Source organism: Solibacillus sp. FSL H8-0523, from assembly GCF_038051985.1.
Classification (GTDB): Bacteria; Bacillota; Bacilli; order Bacillales_A; family Planococcaceae; genus Solibacillus.
The window spans coordinates 3,614,508-3,634,955 of sequence record NZ_CP150291.1 but is presented as its reverse complement, the minus strand read 5'-3'; the positions used below and the strand labels follow the sequence as shown (position 1 = coordinate 3,634,955).

The 20,448-nt window shown below is 40.2% G+C and carries 16 protein-coding genes; 15 read left to right on the top strand and 1 reads right to left on the bottom strand.

Features of this window, described 5'->3' with window-relative positions; translation table 11 throughout:
* Positions 1-4 precede the first annotated feature (4 nt).
* The 9 genes from NSQ62_RS18240 to NSQ62_RS18200 all read left to right on the top strand — a co-directional run bounded on the left by NSQ62_RS18240 (position 5) and on the right by NSQ62_RS18200 (position 9,719).
* Positions 5-829, top strand: coding sequence for a carbohydrate ABC transporter permease (locus NSQ62_RS18240; protein ID WP_341321486.1), 825 nt, complete (start codon positions 5-7; stop codon positions 827-829).
* Between the two features lie 5 nt (positions 830-834).
* Positions 835-1,872 (top strand): serine hydrolase domain-containing protein, encoded by a 1,038-nt coding sequence (locus NSQ62_RS18235; protein WP_341321485.1) that lies wholly within the window; start codon positions 835-837, stop codon positions 1,870-1,872.
* Between the two features lie 14 nt (positions 1,873-1,886).
* Positions 1,887-2,864 carry a BadF/BadG/BcrA/BcrD ATPase family protein gene (locus NSQ62_RS18230; RefSeq protein ID WP_341321484.1) on the top strand — a complete coding sequence of 326 codons (978 nt, stop codon included), beginning with the start codon at positions 1,887-1,889 and terminating at the stop codon, positions 2,862-2,864.
* Entirely contained in the window at positions 2,861-3,766 is a 906-nt protein-coding gene (gene murQ / locus NSQ62_RS18225; protein ID WP_341321483.1) for an N-acetylmuramic acid 6-phosphate etherase, read from the top strand. The genes NSQ62_RS18230 and murQ overlap by 4 nt, the downstream gene beginning before the upstream one ends.
* Before the next feature lie 140 nt (positions 3,767-3,906).
* Entirely contained in the window at positions 3,907-5,049 is a 1,143-nt protein-coding gene (locus NSQ62_RS18220) for an acyl-CoA dehydrogenase family protein (protein WP_341321482.1), read from the top strand.
* 25 nt (positions 5,050-5,074) lie between these two features.
* Complete coding sequence (locus NSQ62_RS18215; protein WP_341321481.1) at positions 5,075-6,256, top strand: acetyl-CoA C-acetyltransferase; 1,182 nt, start codon at positions 5,075-5,077, stop codon at positions 6,254-6,256.
* A 120-nt stretch (positions 6,257-6,376) separates the two neighbouring features.
* Complete coding sequence (locus NSQ62_RS18210; protein WP_341321480.1) at positions 6,377-7,612, top strand: DEAD/DEAH box helicase; 1,236 nt, start codon at positions 6,377-6,379, stop codon at positions 7,610-7,612.
* 3 nt (positions 7,613-7,615) lie between these two features.
* Complete coding sequence (locus tag NSQ62_RS18205; protein WP_341321479.1) at positions 7,616-8,845, top strand: aminopeptidase; 1,230 nt, start codon at positions 7,616-7,618, stop codon at positions 8,843-8,845.
* A gap of 22 nt (positions 8,846-8,867) precedes the next feature.
* On the top strand, positions 8,868-9,719 hold the full coding sequence (locus NSQ62_RS18200; protein WP_341321478.1) for an SGNH/GDSL hydrolase family protein: 852 nt from the start codon (positions 8,868-8,870) through the stop codon (positions 9,717-9,719).
* Positions 9,720-10,107: 388 nt separating this feature from the next.
* Here the strand turns inward: NSQ62_RS18200 and NSQ62_RS18195 are convergent, their stop codons facing one another.
* Positions 10,108-11,745 (bottom strand): glutathione ABC transporter substrate-binding protein, encoded by a 1,638-nt coding sequence (locus NSQ62_RS18195; protein ID WP_341321477.1) that lies wholly within the window; start codon positions 11,743-11,745, stop codon positions 10,108-10,110.
* Positions 11,746-12,146: 401 nt separating this feature from the next.
* Here NSQ62_RS18195 and nikC point away from each other — a divergent pair, with 401 nt between their 5' ends.
* The 6 genes from nikC to NSQ62_RS18165 all read left to right on the top strand — a co-directional run bounded on the left by nikC (position 12,147) and on the right by NSQ62_RS18165 (position 20,438).
* Positions 12,147-13,043 carry a nickel transporter permease gene (gene nikC, locus NSQ62_RS18190; RefSeq protein WP_341321476.1) on the top strand — a complete coding sequence of 299 codons (897 nt, stop codon included), beginning with the start codon at positions 12,147-12,149 and terminating at the stop codon, positions 13,041-13,043.
* Positions 13,044-13,056: 13 nt separating this feature from the next.
* Positions 13,057-14,010, top strand: a complete 954-nt coding sequence (locus NSQ62_RS18185) for an ABC transporter permease (RefSeq protein ID WP_341321475.1) — start codon at positions 13,057-13,059, stop codon at positions 14,008-14,010.
* A 21-nt stretch (positions 14,011-14,031) separates the two neighbouring features.
* Positions 14,032-15,069 (top strand): ABC transporter ATP-binding protein, encoded by a 1,038-nt coding sequence (locus NSQ62_RS18180; protein WP_341321474.1) that lies wholly within the window; start codon positions 14,032-14,034, stop codon positions 15,067-15,069.
* The gene (locus NSQ62_RS18175; RefSeq protein WP_341321473.1) at positions 15,041-16,054 is read left to right on the top strand and encodes a dipeptide ABC transporter ATP-binding protein; all 1,014 of its coding nucleotides are present in this window, start codon (positions 15,041-15,043) and stop codon (positions 16,052-16,054) included. Before NSQ62_RS18180 ends, NSQ62_RS18175 begins: the two co-directional genes overlap by 29 nt.
* 167 nt (positions 16,055-16,221) lie before the next feature.
* Positions 16,222-17,382, top strand: coding sequence for an exonuclease SbcCD subunit D (locus tag NSQ62_RS18170; RefSeq protein WP_341321472.1), 1,161 nt, complete (start codon positions 16,222-16,224; stop codon positions 17,380-17,382).
* 2 nt (positions 17,383-17,384) lie between these two features.
* Positions 17,385-20,438, top strand: coding sequence for an SMC family ATPase (locus tag NSQ62_RS18165; RefSeq protein ID WP_341321471.1), 3,054 nt, complete (start codon positions 17,385-17,387; stop codon positions 20,436-20,438).
* Positions 20,439-20,448: the final 10 nt, after the last annotated feature.

Genomic DNA, 20,448 nt, shown 5'->3' with positions numbered 1-20,448 from the left:
TTAGATGAAAATAGTTTCACAAATTTTAGTGCGCATCCCGTTAATTTTATGGGCATTTATTGTGATTTTCCCATTAGTATGGATGTTTATGGGTGCGTTTAAATCAAATGCAGAAATTTTCACTTCACCGTGGGCATTGCCGACAAATTTCAGTTTTTCAAATTTTGAGCGAGCATGGAATGACTATAACATCGGACGTGCATTTTTAAATAGCATTTTTGTAACGGTTCTAGGTTCATTTTTAACGCTCTTATTATCGATACCAACGGCATATGCATTAGAACGTGTTCGATCAAAATTTGGTGAAGTGTTAGTGAATGTTTATTTAGCTTCAATGATGATTCCATCTGTATTAGGGTGGATTCCATTATTTTTCTTATTAATGAAATTTAATTTACTTGATAATTTGTGGGCATTATCCCTTGTTTATGCAATATCGCATGTTCCATTTACGATTTTTATTTTAGTTGGATTTATCGGCAATATCCCAAAAGAGTTAGAAGAAGCGGCAGTCGTTGATGGAATGAGTCCGTATGGAATATTACTGAAAATTGTAACGCCTCTTCTGAAAACAGGAATTATTACTGTGACTATTTTGAATGCCATTTCTTATTGGAATGAATTTTTCATGGCGCTAATTTTATTGCAAACAGAAAGTAAAAATACATTAGGCGTTGCGATGAATTTGCTGAAAATTGATGCGCAATATGATAGTGCTTGGGGCGTATTATTTGCGGGGTTATGTATTGCTGTCATTCCGGTGGTTATTTTTTATTCGATTTTCCAACGCCATATCGTAAAAGGTATGACAGAAGGTGCAATCAAATAGGAGGAATGATGATGCCATTTTCTCGAGTAGCGCAATTTATTGACACAGTGATTCAAAATAAAGAATTACCAGGTGCAGTGCTAGCTGTTGCAAATGCAAAAGACTTACTGTATTGCAAAGCATTTGGCATGGCTCACACGGCGCAGCATATTCCAATGACGGAGCAAACGATATTTGATTGCGCTTCGTTGACAAAAATAGTAGCAACGACAAGCTCGGTATTATTATTGCTTGAGCGAGGACAACTAGATTTAGACGATGCCATCAGCGATTATTTCCCGAGTTTGAAACAGCAGCATGAAGAAGTTAAGATTCATCATCTCTTAACGCATACGAGTGGGTTTCAAGAGGGAATTAAATTTTATAAGAAGCAAATAGCATACACGGAGGTCGTCGAGTATATTGCGCAACTGACACACCGAAATGCCATAAATAAGAAAGTTATTTATAGTGATATCAACTATATTTTACTAGGAATATTAATAGAAAAGGTAGCGAATGCTTCACTAGCAGATTACGCGGAAAAGAATATTTTTCAGCCACTCGGTATGCAACATACGCAATTTAATCCGCCCGCTGAATTGCAAGGGAAAATAGCGGCAACGGAATACCGCGATTATCTAAAGCAACATCAATGGGGAGAAGTCCACGATGAAAATGCCCATCATTTTGGTGGTGTAAGTGGTCATGCAGGATTGTTTTCAACTGCTGAAGATTTAGTGAAATTTGCTCAGGCATTTATGAAGAATGGCCATTCGATTTTCCAAGAGCAAACAAAGCATTTAGCGAAGCAGAGTTTTACAAAGCAGCATGAAGATCAGCGTGGATTAGGTTGGCAATTGTATTCTCAGCCTTCATTTTCTGGTCAATATTTACGGGATGGTTTTGGACATACCGGTTTTACGGGTACGTCACTTTGGATATCTGAGGAAAAGCAACTAGCAATTATTTTATTAACAAACCGTGTTCATTTAGGACGTAGTTGTGAAATTCAACGCTTTCGACGAATTGTGCATAATTTAATCGCACTTGAAAATGAATAGATAAGGTGATCAAAATGTCGAAAAAATTTTGGATTGGTATTGATGGTGGAGGTACAAAAACAACAGCGGTAATTGGAGATGGAACTGGTCATTTACTTGCTGCAGTTAAAGGAAGTTCAGGGAATTTAACCGCAATTTCACCACAGCAATTGTATACGCTTTTAAATGATTTAATCGAGCAATTGTTAAAAAAGACGGGTGTTACATTATCAGATGTAAAAACCATATTTGCTGCAATGGCAGGCGCAGATCGACCGGGAGAGCAACAAAAAATATATGAAGCTTTTCAACAATCACCAATTCTATCAAAACTTAAAGTACAAAGTGACATCCATGCCGCATTAGCATCAGGGACATGGGGAAAAGAAGGTACATTACTTATTGCAGGAACGGGAACGATTTTATTTGGCTATCACAATCAAGAAACGTTTCGAATGGGCGGTTGGGGATATTTATTAGGGGATGAAGGAAGTGGCTACCATTTAGGGAAGCTTGCAATTCGTTCGATATTAAAGGCACATGATAAGCAGCTAGAATTGAAACCGTTTCAAAAAGCAATATTAGCACACTTTAATGTTCGTTCACCTGACCAACTCATTACAAAAGTATATAGTAGCACGAATCCAGTCACCACAATTTCTTCTACCAGCAAGCTTGTATTAGCTGCCTTTGAAGAAGATACAATGGCAAAATTAATTGTTCAAGCTGTTCAAGAAGAATTATTAGAATTAGTTGCTAGTGCTTATACAAGAATTGATCGTACAAAGCCAGTAGTTTTACATGGTGGACTATTTTCAAATCATCTGTTTTATCAAGTATTTGAAAAGAGTATATCAACGCGATTTCCAGAGTTAGTCGTAATGAAGCCAAGTGTCCCAGGAATGGTAGGCGCTTATTTATTGGCATTACATGAAAATGAGATTGAAGTAAGTGAGCTAGTGAAGCAAACGATTCAACTAACATGGAGTATATTGGAAGGTGAAGTGGAATGAATTACGATCAATTAACAACAGAAGAACGTAATGAAAAGACGATGAATTTAGACTTAATGCCGATTTCAGAAATACTTCATATTATGAATAGAGAAGATTTGGAAGTTGTGAAAAGCATTGAAAAAATTTTACCTACAGTAGAAAAAGTAATTGAAAAAGTAGTGAAGAACTTTATGAACGGTGGGCGTCTTTTTTATGTTGGGGCAGGGACGAGTGGTCGACTGGGAATGCTTGATGCGTCTGAATGTCCACCAACTTTTATGTCTGATCCAGAGCTTGTGCAAGTGGTAATGGCTGGCGGGCAAAGTGCCTTTTTCCAAGCAGTGGAAAACGCAGAAGATCTTTTAGAAGATGGAATTGCTAAATTGAAAGAAAAAAATATTACGCAATGGGACTCGGTTATTGGGATTACGGCAAGTGGTTCAACACCATTTGTCATGGGCGCACTACAGTATGCAAAATCTGTTGGTGCATTTACAGTAAGCTTAACAAGCAATCTTAATTCTGAAATAAGTAGTCATGTGGATGAAGCAATAGAAGTTGTAGTAGGTCCAGAAATTTTAACGGGCTCTACAAGACTAAAAGCAGCGACATCACATAAAACGATTTTAAATATGATTAGTACTGCATCAATGGTGCAATTAGGAAAAGCTTATGAAAATTTAATGGTCGATGTACATGCAAGTAACAAAAAATTAATAGAACGAGCAAAAAGAATTGTTGTTATGGCGACAGGCTGCAAGTATGAGGTAGCGGAAGAAACGCTTAACAAAACGAAATTTGCTGTAAAGCCTGCGATCGTTATGTTGAAAACTAATCAAGATTATGAACAAGTAATACGAGCGCTTGAGCAAGTAAACGGCCATACGAGAAAAGCAATTTTACTTTTAACCAGTAGTTAATGAAAAGAGTTGTCATGAATGATTATGGCAACTTTTTTCTGTATAGCGCAATAATATTTCTCTTTATACCGTTGTTTCCAAATTTATGTGCTGTTAAAATTAAAGTATAGTAATTTTCAGAAAACAAAGGGGTGTTGGATTTGGAAATTTACACAGAAGAGCATGAGATGTTTCGAAAAGCGCTACGCAAAATGCTCGATAAAGAAGCGTACCCACATTTTGAACGTTGGGAGCAGGCACGCGATATTCCACGCGAATTTTGGTTGAAGCTTGGTGAGAGTGGCTTTTTATGTCCAATGGTAGGAGAAAGATACGGCGGGCTTGGGTTAGATTTCGGTTATGCTGCGATTTTAACTGAAGAGCTAGAGCGTGTTGGTGCGGGCCTTGCTAGTGGGATTGCGCTACATTCCGATATCGTAACACCATATATTGAAGCGTATGGTACCGAGGAACAAAAGCAAAAATGGCTACCGAAAAGTGTAACCGGTGAATTGATTTCGGCGATTGCGATGACCGAGCCAGGAGCAGGCTCCGATTTAGCGGGTATTCAAACAACAGCAAGACGTGACGGGGATTATTACATTTTAAACGGGGAAAAAACGTTTATTACAAATGGTATCCATGCTGATTATGTCGTCGTTGTTTGTAAAACGAATCCGCAAGCAGTACCAGCCTATAAAGGAATCAGCTTACTCGTTGTCGAAACAGGCACACCTGGCTTTAAGCGTGGCAAGAAGCTCGATAAAATCGGCATGCATTGCGCTGATACAGGCGAGCTCATTTTTGAAGATGCACGTGTACCGGTTGGAAATTTACTGGGTGAAGAAAACCGAGGCTTCTATTATTTGATGGAAAAATTACAGCAAGAACGATTAATCGTCGCACTTGAAACGCAAATTGAAGCGGAATGCTGCCTAGAATTAACGATCAATTATGTGAAAGAGCGAAAAGCATTTGGTAGCCGAATTGCTGATTTCCAAAATACACAATTTAAAATTGCCGAAATGGCAACTGAAATTGAGCTTGGACGTACATATGTGGACAATTTGATTAAAAAGCATATTGCAGGGCAAGAAATCGTGAAAGAAGTATCGATGGCAAAATGGTGGATTAGTGAAATGGCTAAGCGCGTTGTCGCGGATTGCCTACAGCTTCACGGGGGCTATGGCTATATGGAAGAATACGAGATTGCAAGGCGTTACCGTGATATCCCGGTCGCGGCCATTTATGCAGGAACGACAGAAATTATGAAGGGCATTATTGCCAAGCAAATTTTGAAATAACACACACACAAAGGGGAAAAGAGAAATGAAAAATGTATATATTATAGATGGGGCACGTACAGCATTTACAACGTTTGGTGGCTCATTTGCGTCAACGGATGCAGTTAAGCTAGGAACTGCAACAGCAATTGAAGCATTAAAACGCGCGGGTGTAGGAGCTGAACAAGTAGACCATGTTGTTTACGGAGGCGTGATTACAACAGGAGCGAACTCAGCGTATTTAGGACGTCATATCGGTCTTTATGCAGGAGTGCCACTAGAAGTACCAGCATTAACATTAAATCGATTATGTGGCTCAGGGATGCAGTCAGTCATTTCAGCAGCACAAATGATCCAGCTAGGCGAAGGGGATGTCGTGTTAGCCGGTGGTGCGGAAAATATGTCACAAGCACCGTATTCGAATTTCGAGCAGCGTTTTAACGGAGCAAAAATGGGCAATTTACAATTTATCGATATGTTACAAGCGACATTAACGGATCAATATACAGGGTCAGGCATGGGGTTAACTGCTGAAAAATTAGCAGAGCAATATGACATCTCACGTGAGGAGCAAGATGCATTTGCTGTGCTTTCAAATGACCGCGCCGCACAAGCACGTTTAGCAGGAAAATTTGCACAAGAAATCGTACCAGTTGTGCTTCAGACACGTAAAGGTGATGTTACGGTTGATACCGATGAGCATATTAAAGAAGGAACAACAGTCGAAGCGCTTGCGAAATTACGTCCAGCCTTTAAAAAGGATGGTACGGTAACCGCAGCAAATGCATCAGGCATTAATGACGGCGCGGCATCAGTCGTAGTGGCAAGTGAAGATTTTGTACAAGCACAAGGCTTAAAACCGATTGCTCGTATTGTCAGTTGGGGAATTACAGGTGTGGACCCAACGATTATGGGAATTGGACCAGCACCAGCCATTCGTGAGGCATTAAAGCGTGCAGACTTAACCATTGCGGATATCGATTTATTCGAAATTAACGAAGCTTTCGCGGCACAATACATCGCCGTTGAAAAAGAGCTTGGCTTAGACCGTGAGAAAACAAATGTCAATGGTGGCGCAATTGCACTTGGTCACCCAGTTGGTGCAAGTGGGACACGTGTCATCATAGCGGCTGCTTATGAACTAGCACGTCGCAATGGTCGCTATGCAGTGGCAAGTCTTTGCATCGGCGGTGGACAAGGGATTGCATTAGTAATTGAACGCGTATAATTTTTTTGGAACTCGGACAATTTTGTTCGGGTTCTTTTACTTTTACCCAACATGCAAATTTCACCTACGTTCACGGAATATGGTACACTGAAGTCAACGAATAAAAGGTGGTAAAACAATATGTCAGTTATCAATTTACTAAATGAAAGACTTCAAAATAAATGGTCGTTTGACACGACAATGAAAATCCAAGATGAAATGATTCCAGCAATGATTGAAGGAAAAGACATTGTCGCAGAATCTCCAACAGGATCGGGTAAAACATTAGCGTTTATGTTACCAATTTTAAACAAAGTAGACGGTTCAAAAAAGAAAACACAAGCATTAATCGTCGCACCATCACAAGAGCTTGCGATGCAAATCGTTGAAGTCATCCGTGAATGGACAGAAGGCACAGACATTACGGTCCAACAATTAATCGGTGGGGCAAACTCTGCACGTCAAATTGAGAAGTTAAAGAAAAAGCCAACTATCGTAGTTGGTACGCCAGGTCGTTTAAATGAATTAGCGCGCCAAGGTAAATTAAAGCTAAGAGAAATTGAAACGGTTGTATTAGATGAGTGTGATCAATTACTAAGCCGCGAGTACCGCGTAGTGGTTAAATCATTTATTGAAGACGCTGCATTTGGTCGCCAAGTCGTTGTTGTATCAGCAACAATTACAGAGGAAATCCAACTTGTCGCAGAGCGCTTAATGGTAGAACCAGTAGCGATTCAAATTAAGCCAGAAGATATGGTGAAGTTTGGTAAAGTCGTACACTCATTCATCAAAGTAGATGAGCGTGACAAAACGGATATGCTACGTCGCTTATCAAACATTGACGGTATGCGCGGTTTAGCGTTTGTTAACAACATCGACCAAGTATTAATGAAGCAAAGTAAGCTTGAATACCGAGACGCACCGATTGTCGCACTTCACTCAGATATGAAAAAAGATGAGCGTAAAAAAGCACTTGATTCATTCCGTAATGGCGAAGCACGTATTTTAATCGCAACTGATATCGCAGCACGTGGGTTAGATATTTCAGGTTTAACACATGTTGTCCATGTTGACGTCCCACGTACAGTTGAACAATACACACACCGTTCTGGTCGTACAGGTCGTGCAGGTGCAGACGGTGAAGTATTAACGTTACTTTCGTATCAAGATGAAAAAACGTATAAAAAATGGTTACGTGAACTATCATTAAAGGGTGTTCAAAAAGTATGGAGCCAAGGTGAGTTAATCGAAGGTAATGCGAAAACAGTCGCGGCTTCAAAATCAGCAGCAGCACCAGCAAAAAGAGCAGAAAAAAAGCCGTACAAAGCAAAAAATGATAAAAAGGGTATGACATTCAGCAAGAAGAAGGAGCAATAAGCGATGACATTTGAAGAAAAATTAGAGCAGTTTGCCGATTTAGCCGTAAAAATTGGTGCTAATGTTCAAAAGGGTCAATATTTATTAATCAATACTTCTACGGATACGTTAGATTTCACACGTATCGTTGTCAAAAAAGCATACGAAGCAGGTGCTGGACGTGTGCATGTGAACTTAACAGATGCAAGCTTCGAGCGTGCTTACTATGAAAATGTCACGGTTGAAGAAACAGCAAATTTCCCAAAATGGGTTGTGGCACAACGTGAAGAATTAATCGAACGCAAAGGTGCCTTACTTTGGATCGATGCAGAAAATCCAGATTTATTAGCAGGAATCGATGCAGAAAAAATCGGCGCGCAGCAAAAAGCAGCGGGTAACGCATTAGTAAACTACCGTAAAGCGGTAATGAACGATGCAATTGCCTGGTCAATTATCGCTGTACCATCACAAAGATGGGCAGCAAAAGTGTTCCCAGAGTTACCGGAAAACGAGCAAGTCGATGCATTATGGGATGCGATTTTCAAAACAGTGCGCATCGGTGAAGGGAATGCCGTTGAAAACTGGGAAGCACATATTGCAACCTTACATGCACGCGCGGACCAATTAAACGCAAAAAAATATGCAAAATTACATTACACAGCACCAGGTACAGACCTGACAATCGAATTACCTGAAAAGCATTTATGGAAAAGCGGCAGCAGTCAAACACCTGCTGGTTCAACGTTTATCGCCAATATGCCAACAGAAGAGGTATTCACATTACCTGCAAAATTCGGTGTAAACGGCTATGTCTCAAACACGAAGCCACTGGTTTATAAAGGCAATATTATCGATGACTTCAAGCTAACATTTGAAGGTGGGAAAATCGTGAAAGCCGAAGCAGGTGAAGGCCAAGTGTTATTACAACAATTAATCGATTCAGATGAAGGTTCTCGTTATTTAGGTGAAGTTGCTTTAGTACCGCACGAATCACCAATTTCAGCGTCAAACATTCTTTATTACAACACATTATTTGATGAAAACGCATCGAATCACTTAGCAATCGGTGAAGCATATCCAACGTGCTACGAGGGTGGCAAAGAGCTAGAAAAGGGTCAGTTAGAAGCATTAGGTATTAATACATCAATCACGCACGAAGATTTCATGATTGGTAGCGCAGAGATGAATATCGACGGTATTTTAGCAGATGGCACAGTAGAACCAATCTTCCGCAACGGAAACTGGGCATTCTAATTTCGATTAATGAGGTGATGTGATGCGCAAGTGGTTGTTCGCGCTACTAATTTTGTTATTGTTACCAACACAAGCTCTGGCAAATGAACGTGAAGTGTATATCGCGCTCGGCGATTCTTTAGCCGCAGGACAAACATCGTATTCACAAATCGATGCCGGCTATACAGATTTTATTGCATTACAGCTTGAACGTCAGGGAAGGTTAGCTCATTTCTCAAAGGAGCTCACTTTTCCTGGTTACCGAGTAAGTAACGTCATTGAGACGGTTAAATCCGAGCAGGCACAAGCTTTACTAAAAGAAGCAACGGTCATTACGATTTCAGCTGGGGCTAATGATTTATTGCCACTCATTGCACATAATCCGCAAAAGGGGACGATGAATTTTTCGCAGTTAAATGCCAATTTTGCGTTAAATCATGTCCGTGAAAAAATGGATGAGCTCTTGCAGCTGGTCCGTGAAAAAGCACCGAATGCTACGATTTATGTGATGGGCTATTATTTCCCTTATGTCAGTGTGCACAACGAGCAGATGGCAGGGGCAACAGCAGCACTTCAGTTAATGAATGAGATTTTAAAACAGCAGGCAACAAAAGCAGGCGCAACCTTTGTAGATGTCTACGATGACTTTGAACAAGAGCGCGCAAACTACTTGCCGAATGTCAGTGATGTGCATCCAAATCAGCTTGGCTATTTAGTAATGGCGAATGCGATGCTAAGAAACTATAGTGGAAATGACTCCTTGCAGTTAAGCGAGGTCGATTTACCACCACCAAATCCGAAATCATTTGAAGAACTACTCGAGCTGCAAGAGCAAAGGCAAACAACACCCGTTGCGTTGCATTTACTTACTGCACCGCGCGCTATTTATGTATAGAAAAAGCATCCCCCGAGACAAAAATCTCAGGGGATGCTTTTTTGCTGAAAAAATAAATTAATAACCTAATCTAGAAATTTTTTGCAAATTTTACTTAATAACAAAGTAGAGTGGCGCGAATTGAAGGGATGTTATCAATAAATTTGCTTCAAAGAGTAGAGGTGTACGGAGTGGAGGGGCCGACTTCTAGAGGATAAGCGTGCCCCGGAACGCAGTACAACGGACACGAGCCTACAAATCATCTTTCATCAACGCATTATACCCGTAGCTTAGCAGAATGGATAAGTTTAAAAATCCCTATTATATTTATTAAAACTTTGTAATCTTCAACTTATGGTAATGAGCAAAAAAAATCCACCTAGCATGCTAGGTGGATTCGTTTAATCAATTATTCAGTAATTGTTACATCACGTAATTGATAAATGCTGTCTGTACCAACATTGAAGCCTTTAACTTTATCAGATACACCTGTTAAGTTGTATGGGTGTAATACGAATGCCATTGGCGACTCGTCTGAAATTAGTTGTAACGCTTCTTTGTAGATTGCTTCACGAGCAGTTTGATCTGCTTCACGACGACCTGCATCTAATAATTCATCTACTTTAGGACTAGTGTAGAATGAACGGTTACCTGGGTCACCATGTTGTGAAGAGTGGAATAATGCATATAAACCGTAGTCAGCATCAGCAGTAGCATTAGACCAACCTAAGATGAACATGTCATGCTCACCAGCAGCTGTTTTCTCTAAGTACGCGCCCCACTCTAAAACTTCGATTTGAACATCAACGTTAATTTTCTTTAATTCTTCTTGTAAAACGATTGCTACGTTTTGACGCGCAGGGTTATCGTTTGTCCAAATTGTTGTAGAGAAGCCGTCAGCGAAGCCAGCTTCCTCTAATAAAGCTTTTGCTTCATCAAGGTTATAAGCCATTGAAGTCACATCTTCTGTGTAACCGAAGATACCAGGAGATAATGGTGAAATCGCAGGAATACCGTAACCTTCATAAATACCATCGATTAACGAAGTACGGTTGATTGCTTTAGAAATTGCTTGACGTACTTTCGGGTTATCGAATGGTGCTTTTTGTGTGTTAAAGCCAATGTAAGTTAAAGATGAAGATGGAGTTTCTAAAACTGAAGCGCCATCTGAAGAGTTTACGTTTGCAACTTGACCTGGCTCAACTGTACCAATGATGTGTGCATAGCCAGATTGTAATTCAGCAACACGAGTAGCCATTTCTGGTACTACTTTAATTGTTACTGTATCAACTTTTGCAGGAGTTCCTGCATAGTCAGCGAATTTTTCTAATTTAATTTCAGTACCTGGTGTCCAAGAAACGAACTTGAATGGACCAGTACCTACTGGGTTTGTACCGATTACTGAACCAGCAGCTGTATCACCTGTTAGTGCTGCATAATCATCAGCAATTGATTTTGGTGAAATGATACCACCACCGTTATGCGTTAAGTGCGCAAGTAAAGGTGAGAATGGATATTCAGTAACAAATTGAACTGTCGCTTCATCAACTACTTTTACTTCCGTTACCATTTCGAATAAGAATGCACGTGGAGATGCAACTTTTGGATCTAAAATACGATCGAATGAAGTTTTAACAGCTGTAGCATTGAATGCTTCGCCGTCATGGAAAGTAACACCTTGTTTTAATTTGAATTCCCAAGTTAATTCATCAACTTGTGTCCAAGATTCTGCTAAACCAGGTACTAAGTTCCCGTCTGCATCACGATTTACTAAAGTTTCATAAATATTAGATTGAACATTTGAAGATGATACGTCGTTAGAACCGTGTGGATCTAAAGATTGTGCATCTGATAATTCAGCGATTATTAAATCGCCGCCACCAGTAGCTGTAGTGTCTTCAGTTTTGCCCGAATCTGTGTTTTCAGTTCCGGTATCGCCCGTGTTTGTTGATGTATCTTCCTCATCGTCTCCGCCACATGCAGCAAGTACTAATGCAAGCGTAAACGTAAGAAGTAACATCCAAAGCGACTTTTTAGAAAATGACATTATGGAAGTCCCCCTATTTAAAATTATTTTAGAATATTACAATAATGTAAATTCCTGTACAAATGATATCACAATTAACGAGGAAGTATCAACAATGAAAAAAGAAATTTTATTATAATTAGAGAAAAAACGCGATAATTTGAGTATATTAATATAATTTCTCTATTTTCAGAAAATTGTTTTGTAGCAAGGGTTTATCCAGTGATAACAATAAGTACAAAGAACTTTACGCTATTTTGATATAGTCAAAAGCACTAAAAATATATTAATAGTAAAATATTCAGAATTTTATTAAAAATTAATAATATATTGAAATGTATAGTTTTTCCTCTATATACTAGTAATTATATGAAATTTATATTTTATTTGTTAGAAATTACAAATTGAAAGGGTGGTTTATATTGAGTACGACACAGACAGAGAAAAATCCTTCTAATGTACAAAAAAGTAGTCCTCGTGCAGAAGCTTTCAAAACGTTTATGAAACGTTTATTGAAAAACAAAGCGGCTGTAGTTGGTGGACTTATTATTCTTTTTATCATTTTAGTAGGCTTAATTGGACCGTTTTTAGTGAAAACAGATCCAAATGCACAGAATTTACTGAACAAGCTTCAAGCACCATCGAAGGAACATTGGTTTGGTACGGATAACTTTGGCCGTGATATTTTTTCAAGGATTGTTCATGGTACAAAGTTAACATTAATGGTTGGTTTCTTATCGGTTATTATCGGTGGGGTATTAGGTGTTGTGTTAGGGATTATTGCTGGGTATTACGGTGGTACGGTTGATACGATTACAATGCGTATTATGGATATTTTATTAGCATTCCCAGGGATGTTATTAGCTCTTGCAATTGTTTCTGTATTAGGCGGTAGCTTAATAAACGTAATTATTGCGGTAGGGATTTTCTCGATACCGGCATTTGCCCGTATCGTACGTGGCTCGACCTTACAAGTAAAAAAACTCGAATACATCGATGCGGTGAGGGCATTAGGGGCATCAGATATACGAATTATTTTCAAACATATTTTACCGAATATTCTGTCTCCAATTATGGTACAAGCAACAATGCGTATTGCAACAGCAATTTTAACGGCGGCAGGCTTAGCCTACTTAGGTTTAGGTGCGCAGCCTCCAACACCTGAATGGGGCGCGATGTTAAGTGATGGTCGTACGTATATGCATAACGCAAGTCACATGGTATTAATTCCAGGGATAATGATTGTTGTTGTTGTATTAGCGTTCAATATTTTCGGTGATGGATTACGTGATGCACTCGATCCAAAAATGAAACAATAGGGGGGAACAGTTAATGACTAAATATATTATTCGTCGTTTGTTACAAACGATCCCAGTATTAATTGGGGTATCGATTTTAGTATTCTCGTTGATGTTCCTTATTCCTGGTGACCCTGCACAGGTTATGGCAGGGGAAGGTGCATCCGAGCAAACAGTAGAAAATTTACGTGAAAAGCTAGGGTTAAATGATCCGGCTTACGTTCAATATGGTCGATTTTTAGGTAATGCCTTACAAGGTGATTTAGGGAACTCGGTGCGTAGTGGTCGTCCTGTAATGGAGGAAATTCAAGCACGTTTTTGGATTACTGTTGAAGTATCGGTGTATGCCACGATTTTAGCGGTCTTTCTTGGATTAATTGCTGGGATTATTTCAGCGGTACGTCATTATACGCTAACAGACGTATCAATTATGATTATTGCCTTATTCGGCTTATCAATGCCGAACTTCTGGTTAGGTCTTTTATTAATTCAATGGTTTGCTTTAGGTAATTTACCACTTGGTATAGATTTACCAGAATTCTTGAAAATGAGGCCATCCGGTTGGGGTGAATCGTGGCGTCAAATGGTATTACCTGTGATTACACTCGGTACCGGTGGTGCAGCAATTATCGCACGTATGACACGTTCTTCAATGTTAGAAGTTATTGGTCAAGATTATATTCGTACAGCGCGTGCAAAAGGGGTTTCTGAACGTATTGTGATTTATCGTCATGCACTTAAAAATGCACTGATTCCAGTTGTAACGGTTATCGGTTTAGAATTCGGTGGTTTCTTAGGCGGTGCAGTATTAACGGAATCAATTTTTGCAATTAACGGGATGGGTCGTTTAACGATTGATGCGATTAGGCAGCGAGATTTCCCTATCGTACAAGGAACAGTACTCGTCATTTCCTTACTGTTCGTACTCGTAAACTTACTTGTAGATATTTCATACAAGTTCTTAAATAAACGAATTGACTTGAACTAATGACAGAAAAGAGGTGTTACTATGAATGAAATGGAAAATATTTTAGTTGTAAATAACTTACAAACATCATTTAGTACGGATGGTGGAGAAGTGCGTGCGGTAGATGGTGTAAGCTTTACCGTTCCAAAAGGAAAAACAATTGGTATTGTAGGAGAATCGGGTTCTGGGAAAAGTATTACATCGTTATCCATTTTACGACTACTCGCAGCAAACGGTAAAACAAAGGGCGGGGAAATTCTTTTTAAAGGAAAAGACCTATTAAAACTATCAGACAAGGGCATGCGTGAAATTCGAGGAAATCAAATTTCAATGATTTTCCAAGAACCGATGACATCACTTAACCCTGTTTATACAGTTGGACAACAAATTAGTGAAACGCTAAAAATCCACAAAAAATTAGGGAAAAAAGAAGCCATGCAGCAATCGGTCGAAATGCTGAAGCTTGTAGGAATTCCATCTCCTGAAAAACGTGTAAAACAATATCCATACGAACTGTCAGGAGGGATGCGTCAACGTGTCATGATTGCGATGGCACTTGCGTGTGACCCAGAAATTTTAATCGCCGATGAACCAACAACAGCGCTCGATGTAACCATTCAAGCACAAATTTTAGAATTAATCCGTGACCTTCAAAACCGTTTAGGCATGTCCGTAATTATGATTACCCATGACCTTGGGGTTGTAGCAGAAACATGTGATTATGTTGCGGTAATGTATGCAGGTCAAGTGGTAGAGTACTCGGATGTGCGCACGCTATTTAAAAATCCGAAGCACCCTTACACATTAGGCTTACTGAATTCATTACCACGTCATGATATCGACCAAGAGCGTTTAATTCCGATTAAAGGAATGGTGCCAAGTCCCCATGAAATGCCAGTGGGTTGCCGATTTGCACCGCGTTGTCCTGTTGCAACGGAGCTTTGTCATCAGAAGCAGCCAGATTTATTAGCAACAGGCAATGAAAACGGCGAGCAAATTCGCTGCTGGATGTATTCAGATGAATGGGATGGAGAATCGGAGGTGACGCTATATGGCGAAAAAAGAACTGTTAAAGGTTGAGGGATTAAAGCAATATTTCCCGATTAAAGGTGGGTTTTTAGGCCGTACCGTCAACCACGTAAAGGCAGTAGACGATATTTCATTTACAATTTATGAAGGCGAAACGGTAAGTATCGTAGGGGAATCAGGCTGTGGTAAATCAACGACAGGTCGAGCGATTTTACGATTAGAGGAGCCAACTGAAGGTTCAGTGGTGTTCCAAGGAACGGACCTAACGAAAATTCCAAAAGGTGAAATGCGTAAATTCCGTAAAGACTTACAAATTATCTTCCAAGATCCATATGCATCAATCAACCCGCGCCAAACCGTAGCGAGCGTGTTAAGCGAAGCGATGCATATTCAAAATGTTTTACCAGCTGATCAGCGTCGTGCTCGTATTGAAGAATTACTTGAAACAGTAGGCTTACGTCCTTATCAAGCAGACCGTTATCCACATGAATTTTCAGGTGGGCAACGTCAGCGTATTGGGATTGCACGTGCATTATCAGTAGACCCGAAATTAATTATTTGTGACGAAGCGGTATCGGCACTTGATGTATCGATTCAGGCACAAGTATTAAACTTATTAGAGGAACTGCAAAATGAATTCGGTTTAACATACTTATTCATTTCGCATGACTTAGGGGTAGTACGTCATATTTCTGACCGTATTATCGTGATGTACTTAGGAAAAATTGTCGAGATTGCCGATAAGTTAAGCTTATTTGAAAATCCGCAACATCCTTATACAAAGGCATTACTTTCGGCGATTCCAGTACCAGACCCAGATGCGGTGAAAAATCGTATCGTATTAAGAGGGGATGTACCGTCACCGATCGATCCACCAACTGGCTGCCGTTTCCATACGCGATGCCCGTTTGCGACGGATAAATGTAAAACGGATATGCCGGAGCTTCGTTCGACAGATGTCATGAAAGAGACACATGAAGCGGCATGTCACTATTTAGAAGAAATTTCTGCAGGAACCATGAAAGCTAAATACTAACTTAATTCAGCAGGGGGTCAAACCCCTCGGAAAAATCTGGACAAAAGTTAGCCTCGGCATAATTGATATATCTACCACAGTATACGAACGAGCATTCGTGTATTGTGGTTTTTTTTTATGGGCTCATGTACACTTAAAGTATCATTTTTTTAGAGGAGGCGTAGCTCATGAAAATCTTTCATACAGCTGATTGGCATTTAGGGAAACTCGTGCAAGGTGTAGCGATGACAGAGGACCAAGCGTACATATTACAGCAGTTCATCGAGCAAATTCAAATTGAAAAGCCAGATGTTGTGATTATTGCAGGGGATCTGTATGACCGTTCCGTTCCACCAACAGAAGCCATTCAATTATTGAATAAAACATTTAAACAAATTTTAATCGATGAAAAAACGCCGATTGTGGCGATTGCTGGAAATCATGATAGCGCAACACGTTTAAACTTTGGTAGTGAGCTGATGAAATCAAGCGGTTTACATCTTGTCGGACATTTAGAAAAAAACATCAAGCCAGTCGTGCTAGAGGATGAATTTGGTGAGGTGCACTTTTATTTAGTGCCATTTGCGGAGCCTTCAACAGTACGTATTCTGTTTGGCGATGATTCGATTACGACGCATGAAGCTGCAATGGCCAAAATTATTGAACAAATCAAACGGAATTTAGACGAAACAAAGCGCAATGTTATTGTAGCGCATGCATTTATCACAAAAGACGGGATGCCCGAATTAAACACAAGTGACTCGGAGCGTAAGTTAACCATTGGCGGTACGGAATGTATTAACGCTGCGTTATTTGACCCATTTTGCTATACCGCATTAGGGCACTTACACCAAGCCCATTTTGTTGCCAATGAAACGATTCAATATTCAGGTTCGCCACTTAAATATTCAGAATCAGAAGTAACACATAAAAAGGGATTTTTTATCGTTGATTTAGCGCAGGATGGTACGGTGGCATTAGAGAAGAAGCTGTTCACACCAAAACGTGAAATGCGTATTGTAAAAGGTGTGCTCGATGATATTTTACAGCATGCGAAAAGTGATGATTATGTCTTTGTGAAGCTAGAAGATGAAGGCTATGTAAAGGGCGCGGCAGAACTTGTGCGCACCGTGTATCCAAATGCACTGCATATTGAACGAACAGCAGTATTTACACAAATCGAGCAACAATCAACAACTATGAACCGCGTGCAAATGGACGATTCAGAGCTATTTGAGCTGTTTTATAGCGAAATGACAGGCAAGGAACTGAGCGTGGAAACAAAAGCAATTTATACAGAAGTACTACAGCAATTACTTGATGACGAACGCGAAAAGCAGGAGGTGTAACAATGAAGCCACTAAAATTAACGATGACGGCATTTGGTCCGTACAAAGACAAGGAAGTAATTGATTTTACAAAGCTTCACGAGCACGGAATTTTCGTTGTTTCCGGTTCAACAGGTGCAGGGAAAACGACAATCTTCGATGCAATCACCTTCGCGCTCTATGACTCAGGGAGTGGAGAGGACCGCGAAAAATCGGCCTTTTTACGGAGTGATTTTGCCGATGACACGGTTGATACCGAAGTAGAGCTTGAGTTTGAAGTCCGTGGGCGCATGTATCGAATCTGGCGTAAATTTGGGCATGACGGCGCAAAAGCACAGCGTGAATTTTATGACATTACAGGTGGTCAACTAACACCAGCCGTCGAAAAGTTCCAAGTAAGACCCGTACAAGCGAAGGTAGAGGAGCTCATCGGGTTAACTCAGTCGCAATTCAATCAAATTGTTATGCTTCCACAAGGGGAATTTCAAAAGCTGTTAACATCCGAGTCAAAGCATAAAGAGGAAATTTTCCGCAAAATCTTCAAAACCGAACGTTTTACAAAAATGGTTGCGTTACTACAGGACAAAAAGAAGCATGCAGATAAATTGTTCGAGCATGCCCAAATGCAGCAGGATCACACCATTCAAGAAATAAAGTCTCGTTTACCGCAGCGTGAATCGGTACTTTTTGAAGTAATCAGTCATGATGCAATTAATATGTATCAAGTCAAACAGGCATTAGTCGAAGAACGTGAATTTTATGAAGAGCAGTCAAAAGAGGTTGCTACGCAGTATGAGCAGGTAAAGGAAACGGCGACGAAGCTGGCGACGCAATTTAGTGAGCAAAAGATTGTGAATGAACGGATTGAGCGTTTTATCGAGCGTCAGACAGAGCTTGTGAACTTACAGCAGCAACAAGCAGAAATGCAGTTGCAAGAGCAGCGCCTACAATTAGCGCGAAAGGCGAGTCAAATTGAACCGTTAGAGCGCGATTTATCAAAAGCGAAAGCACAATTACAAACAGCAAATGCAGCGGCCGAAAAGGCAAATGCAGATTTACAACAAGCGCAGCAACAGCTACAAGAAGCGACAGCAATGCATGAGCAAGTGCAAAAAGATGAGCCGTTACTTGAAGCGTATACAAAAAATATTTCACAGCTGGAACAGTTAATCCCTGTTTATGAAACGATTGATACGCAGCGTAATTCGGTAGCACAGCTAGAACAACAACAAGTAAAAGCACAAAATTTATATGCCGATTTACAAAATGAAGCGACACAGTTAAAAGAACAGCAGCAGTTGCAACAGCAAAATGTTAGCGAGTTGGAACAGGCTGTTAGTAAATATGAGGAAACCTATGAAGCACATGCAACTGCAATGCGTCATGTGGAACTTGTAAAAGAAGCCATTAAACGACAACAGCATGTTGAAAAGTTAGCAACAGATTGTACGGAAAAGCAACAACAGGCCACAACAGCACAGCAAGCCTTGCAAACCGTAGAGCAACAAATCCGTAGCAATCAAGCCGCCTTTTTAGCCGCAGCTCTACAGCACGGGGATGCTTGTCCAGTATGTGGAAGCACGGAGCACCCAGCTATTCATAATCGTGAAACACAACAGGTCGATGAAACAAAGCTTGATGCTTTACGTCAACAAGCGGATGTGAAGCGCCAAAGCTATTATCAGGTACAATCTAAGCTTGAAGTGGAACAAGCAGCGTTTAACGACAAGCTGAGCGTCTTGCAACAACAGCATCTAGAGCTAGAAGAATTAGTACATTATGAAGCGCACCTGCAACAGCTTACAACTCAATTAGCTAATTTACGCACACAACAGCAGAAATTAACAACTGAGCGTACGAAGCTTGAGCAATTAACGGAGCAGCGTGAGGTCATTCAAGGTCGTATTGAAAAAGGACAGGCCTATGTCCATGATATTCATGCTCAGCTCGCACAGGAAAAAGGCAAGCTTCAACAAAGTGAACAACTACTATTGCCGCAATTTACATCGATCGCTCAACTACAGCAAGCACTGATTGAGCAACAGCAATTGTATCAGGCACTAAAAAATGCAGTAAAAGCAGCTGCAGATGCCTTACAACAAGCACAATTACAGCAAAATTCTAGCGAGGTCAATCAGTTGCATGCCGTTAATCATGTAACAGAAAAACAGCATGAACAGCAGCTCGCTCAGCTCGCGTTTACAAACGCTTTGCAACAGGAAAACTTTACAATTGAAAGCTATCAAGCAGCACTCGTAGCACCAGATGTACAACAGCAAATTCGTCAAATGCTTGAAACGTATAACAAGCAGCTGCATACATTAACGGTACAAATCGCAGAGGACGAAGCGCAATTACAAGGAAAGCAATTAGCAGATTTGACGGAGCTAGAGCAGCAAATCACCACATTAAATAATGAGCAAGATGAGCGTTACGCCAACATGAAATTAACAAAGTCTTACGCGACACAATGCGAAACAACGTATGAAAAACTTGAGCAAACAGCTGAGCAAATTGAAAGCTATAAAGCAAAACTAGAGCAAATTGAGCATGTATATGATTTAGTGCGTGGCCAAAATGATGCCAAAATTAGCTTTGAGCGCTTTGCACAAATTGGCTATTTAGAAAAGGTGACACATGCGGCCAATGAACGTTTACGCGTGTTATCAAACGGTCAATATTTCTTGAAATCAACGGGTCGCAAAGAGGGCAATGCACAAAGTGGTTTAAGTATCGACGTGTACGATAGCAATACTGGTCAAACACGTGATGTCAAAACATTGTCAGGTGGAGAAAAATTCAATGCATCGTTATCATTAGCACTAGGTATGGCGGATGTCATTCAAAGTGTACAGGGCAGCGTGCATATTGATACGATGTTTATCGATGAAGGCTTTGGTACGCTTGACGAAGAGGCACTGAGACGTGCGATTGATATTTTAATTGACCTTCAGCAAACAGGCCGATTAATCGGCGTGATTTCGCATGTTGCAGAGTTAAAGGCTGCGATGCCGGCAATCCTGCACGTGAAGAAATTAAAAGAGGGTCATAGTACAACTGAAATTTTAATTAAATAAAAAAATGGAG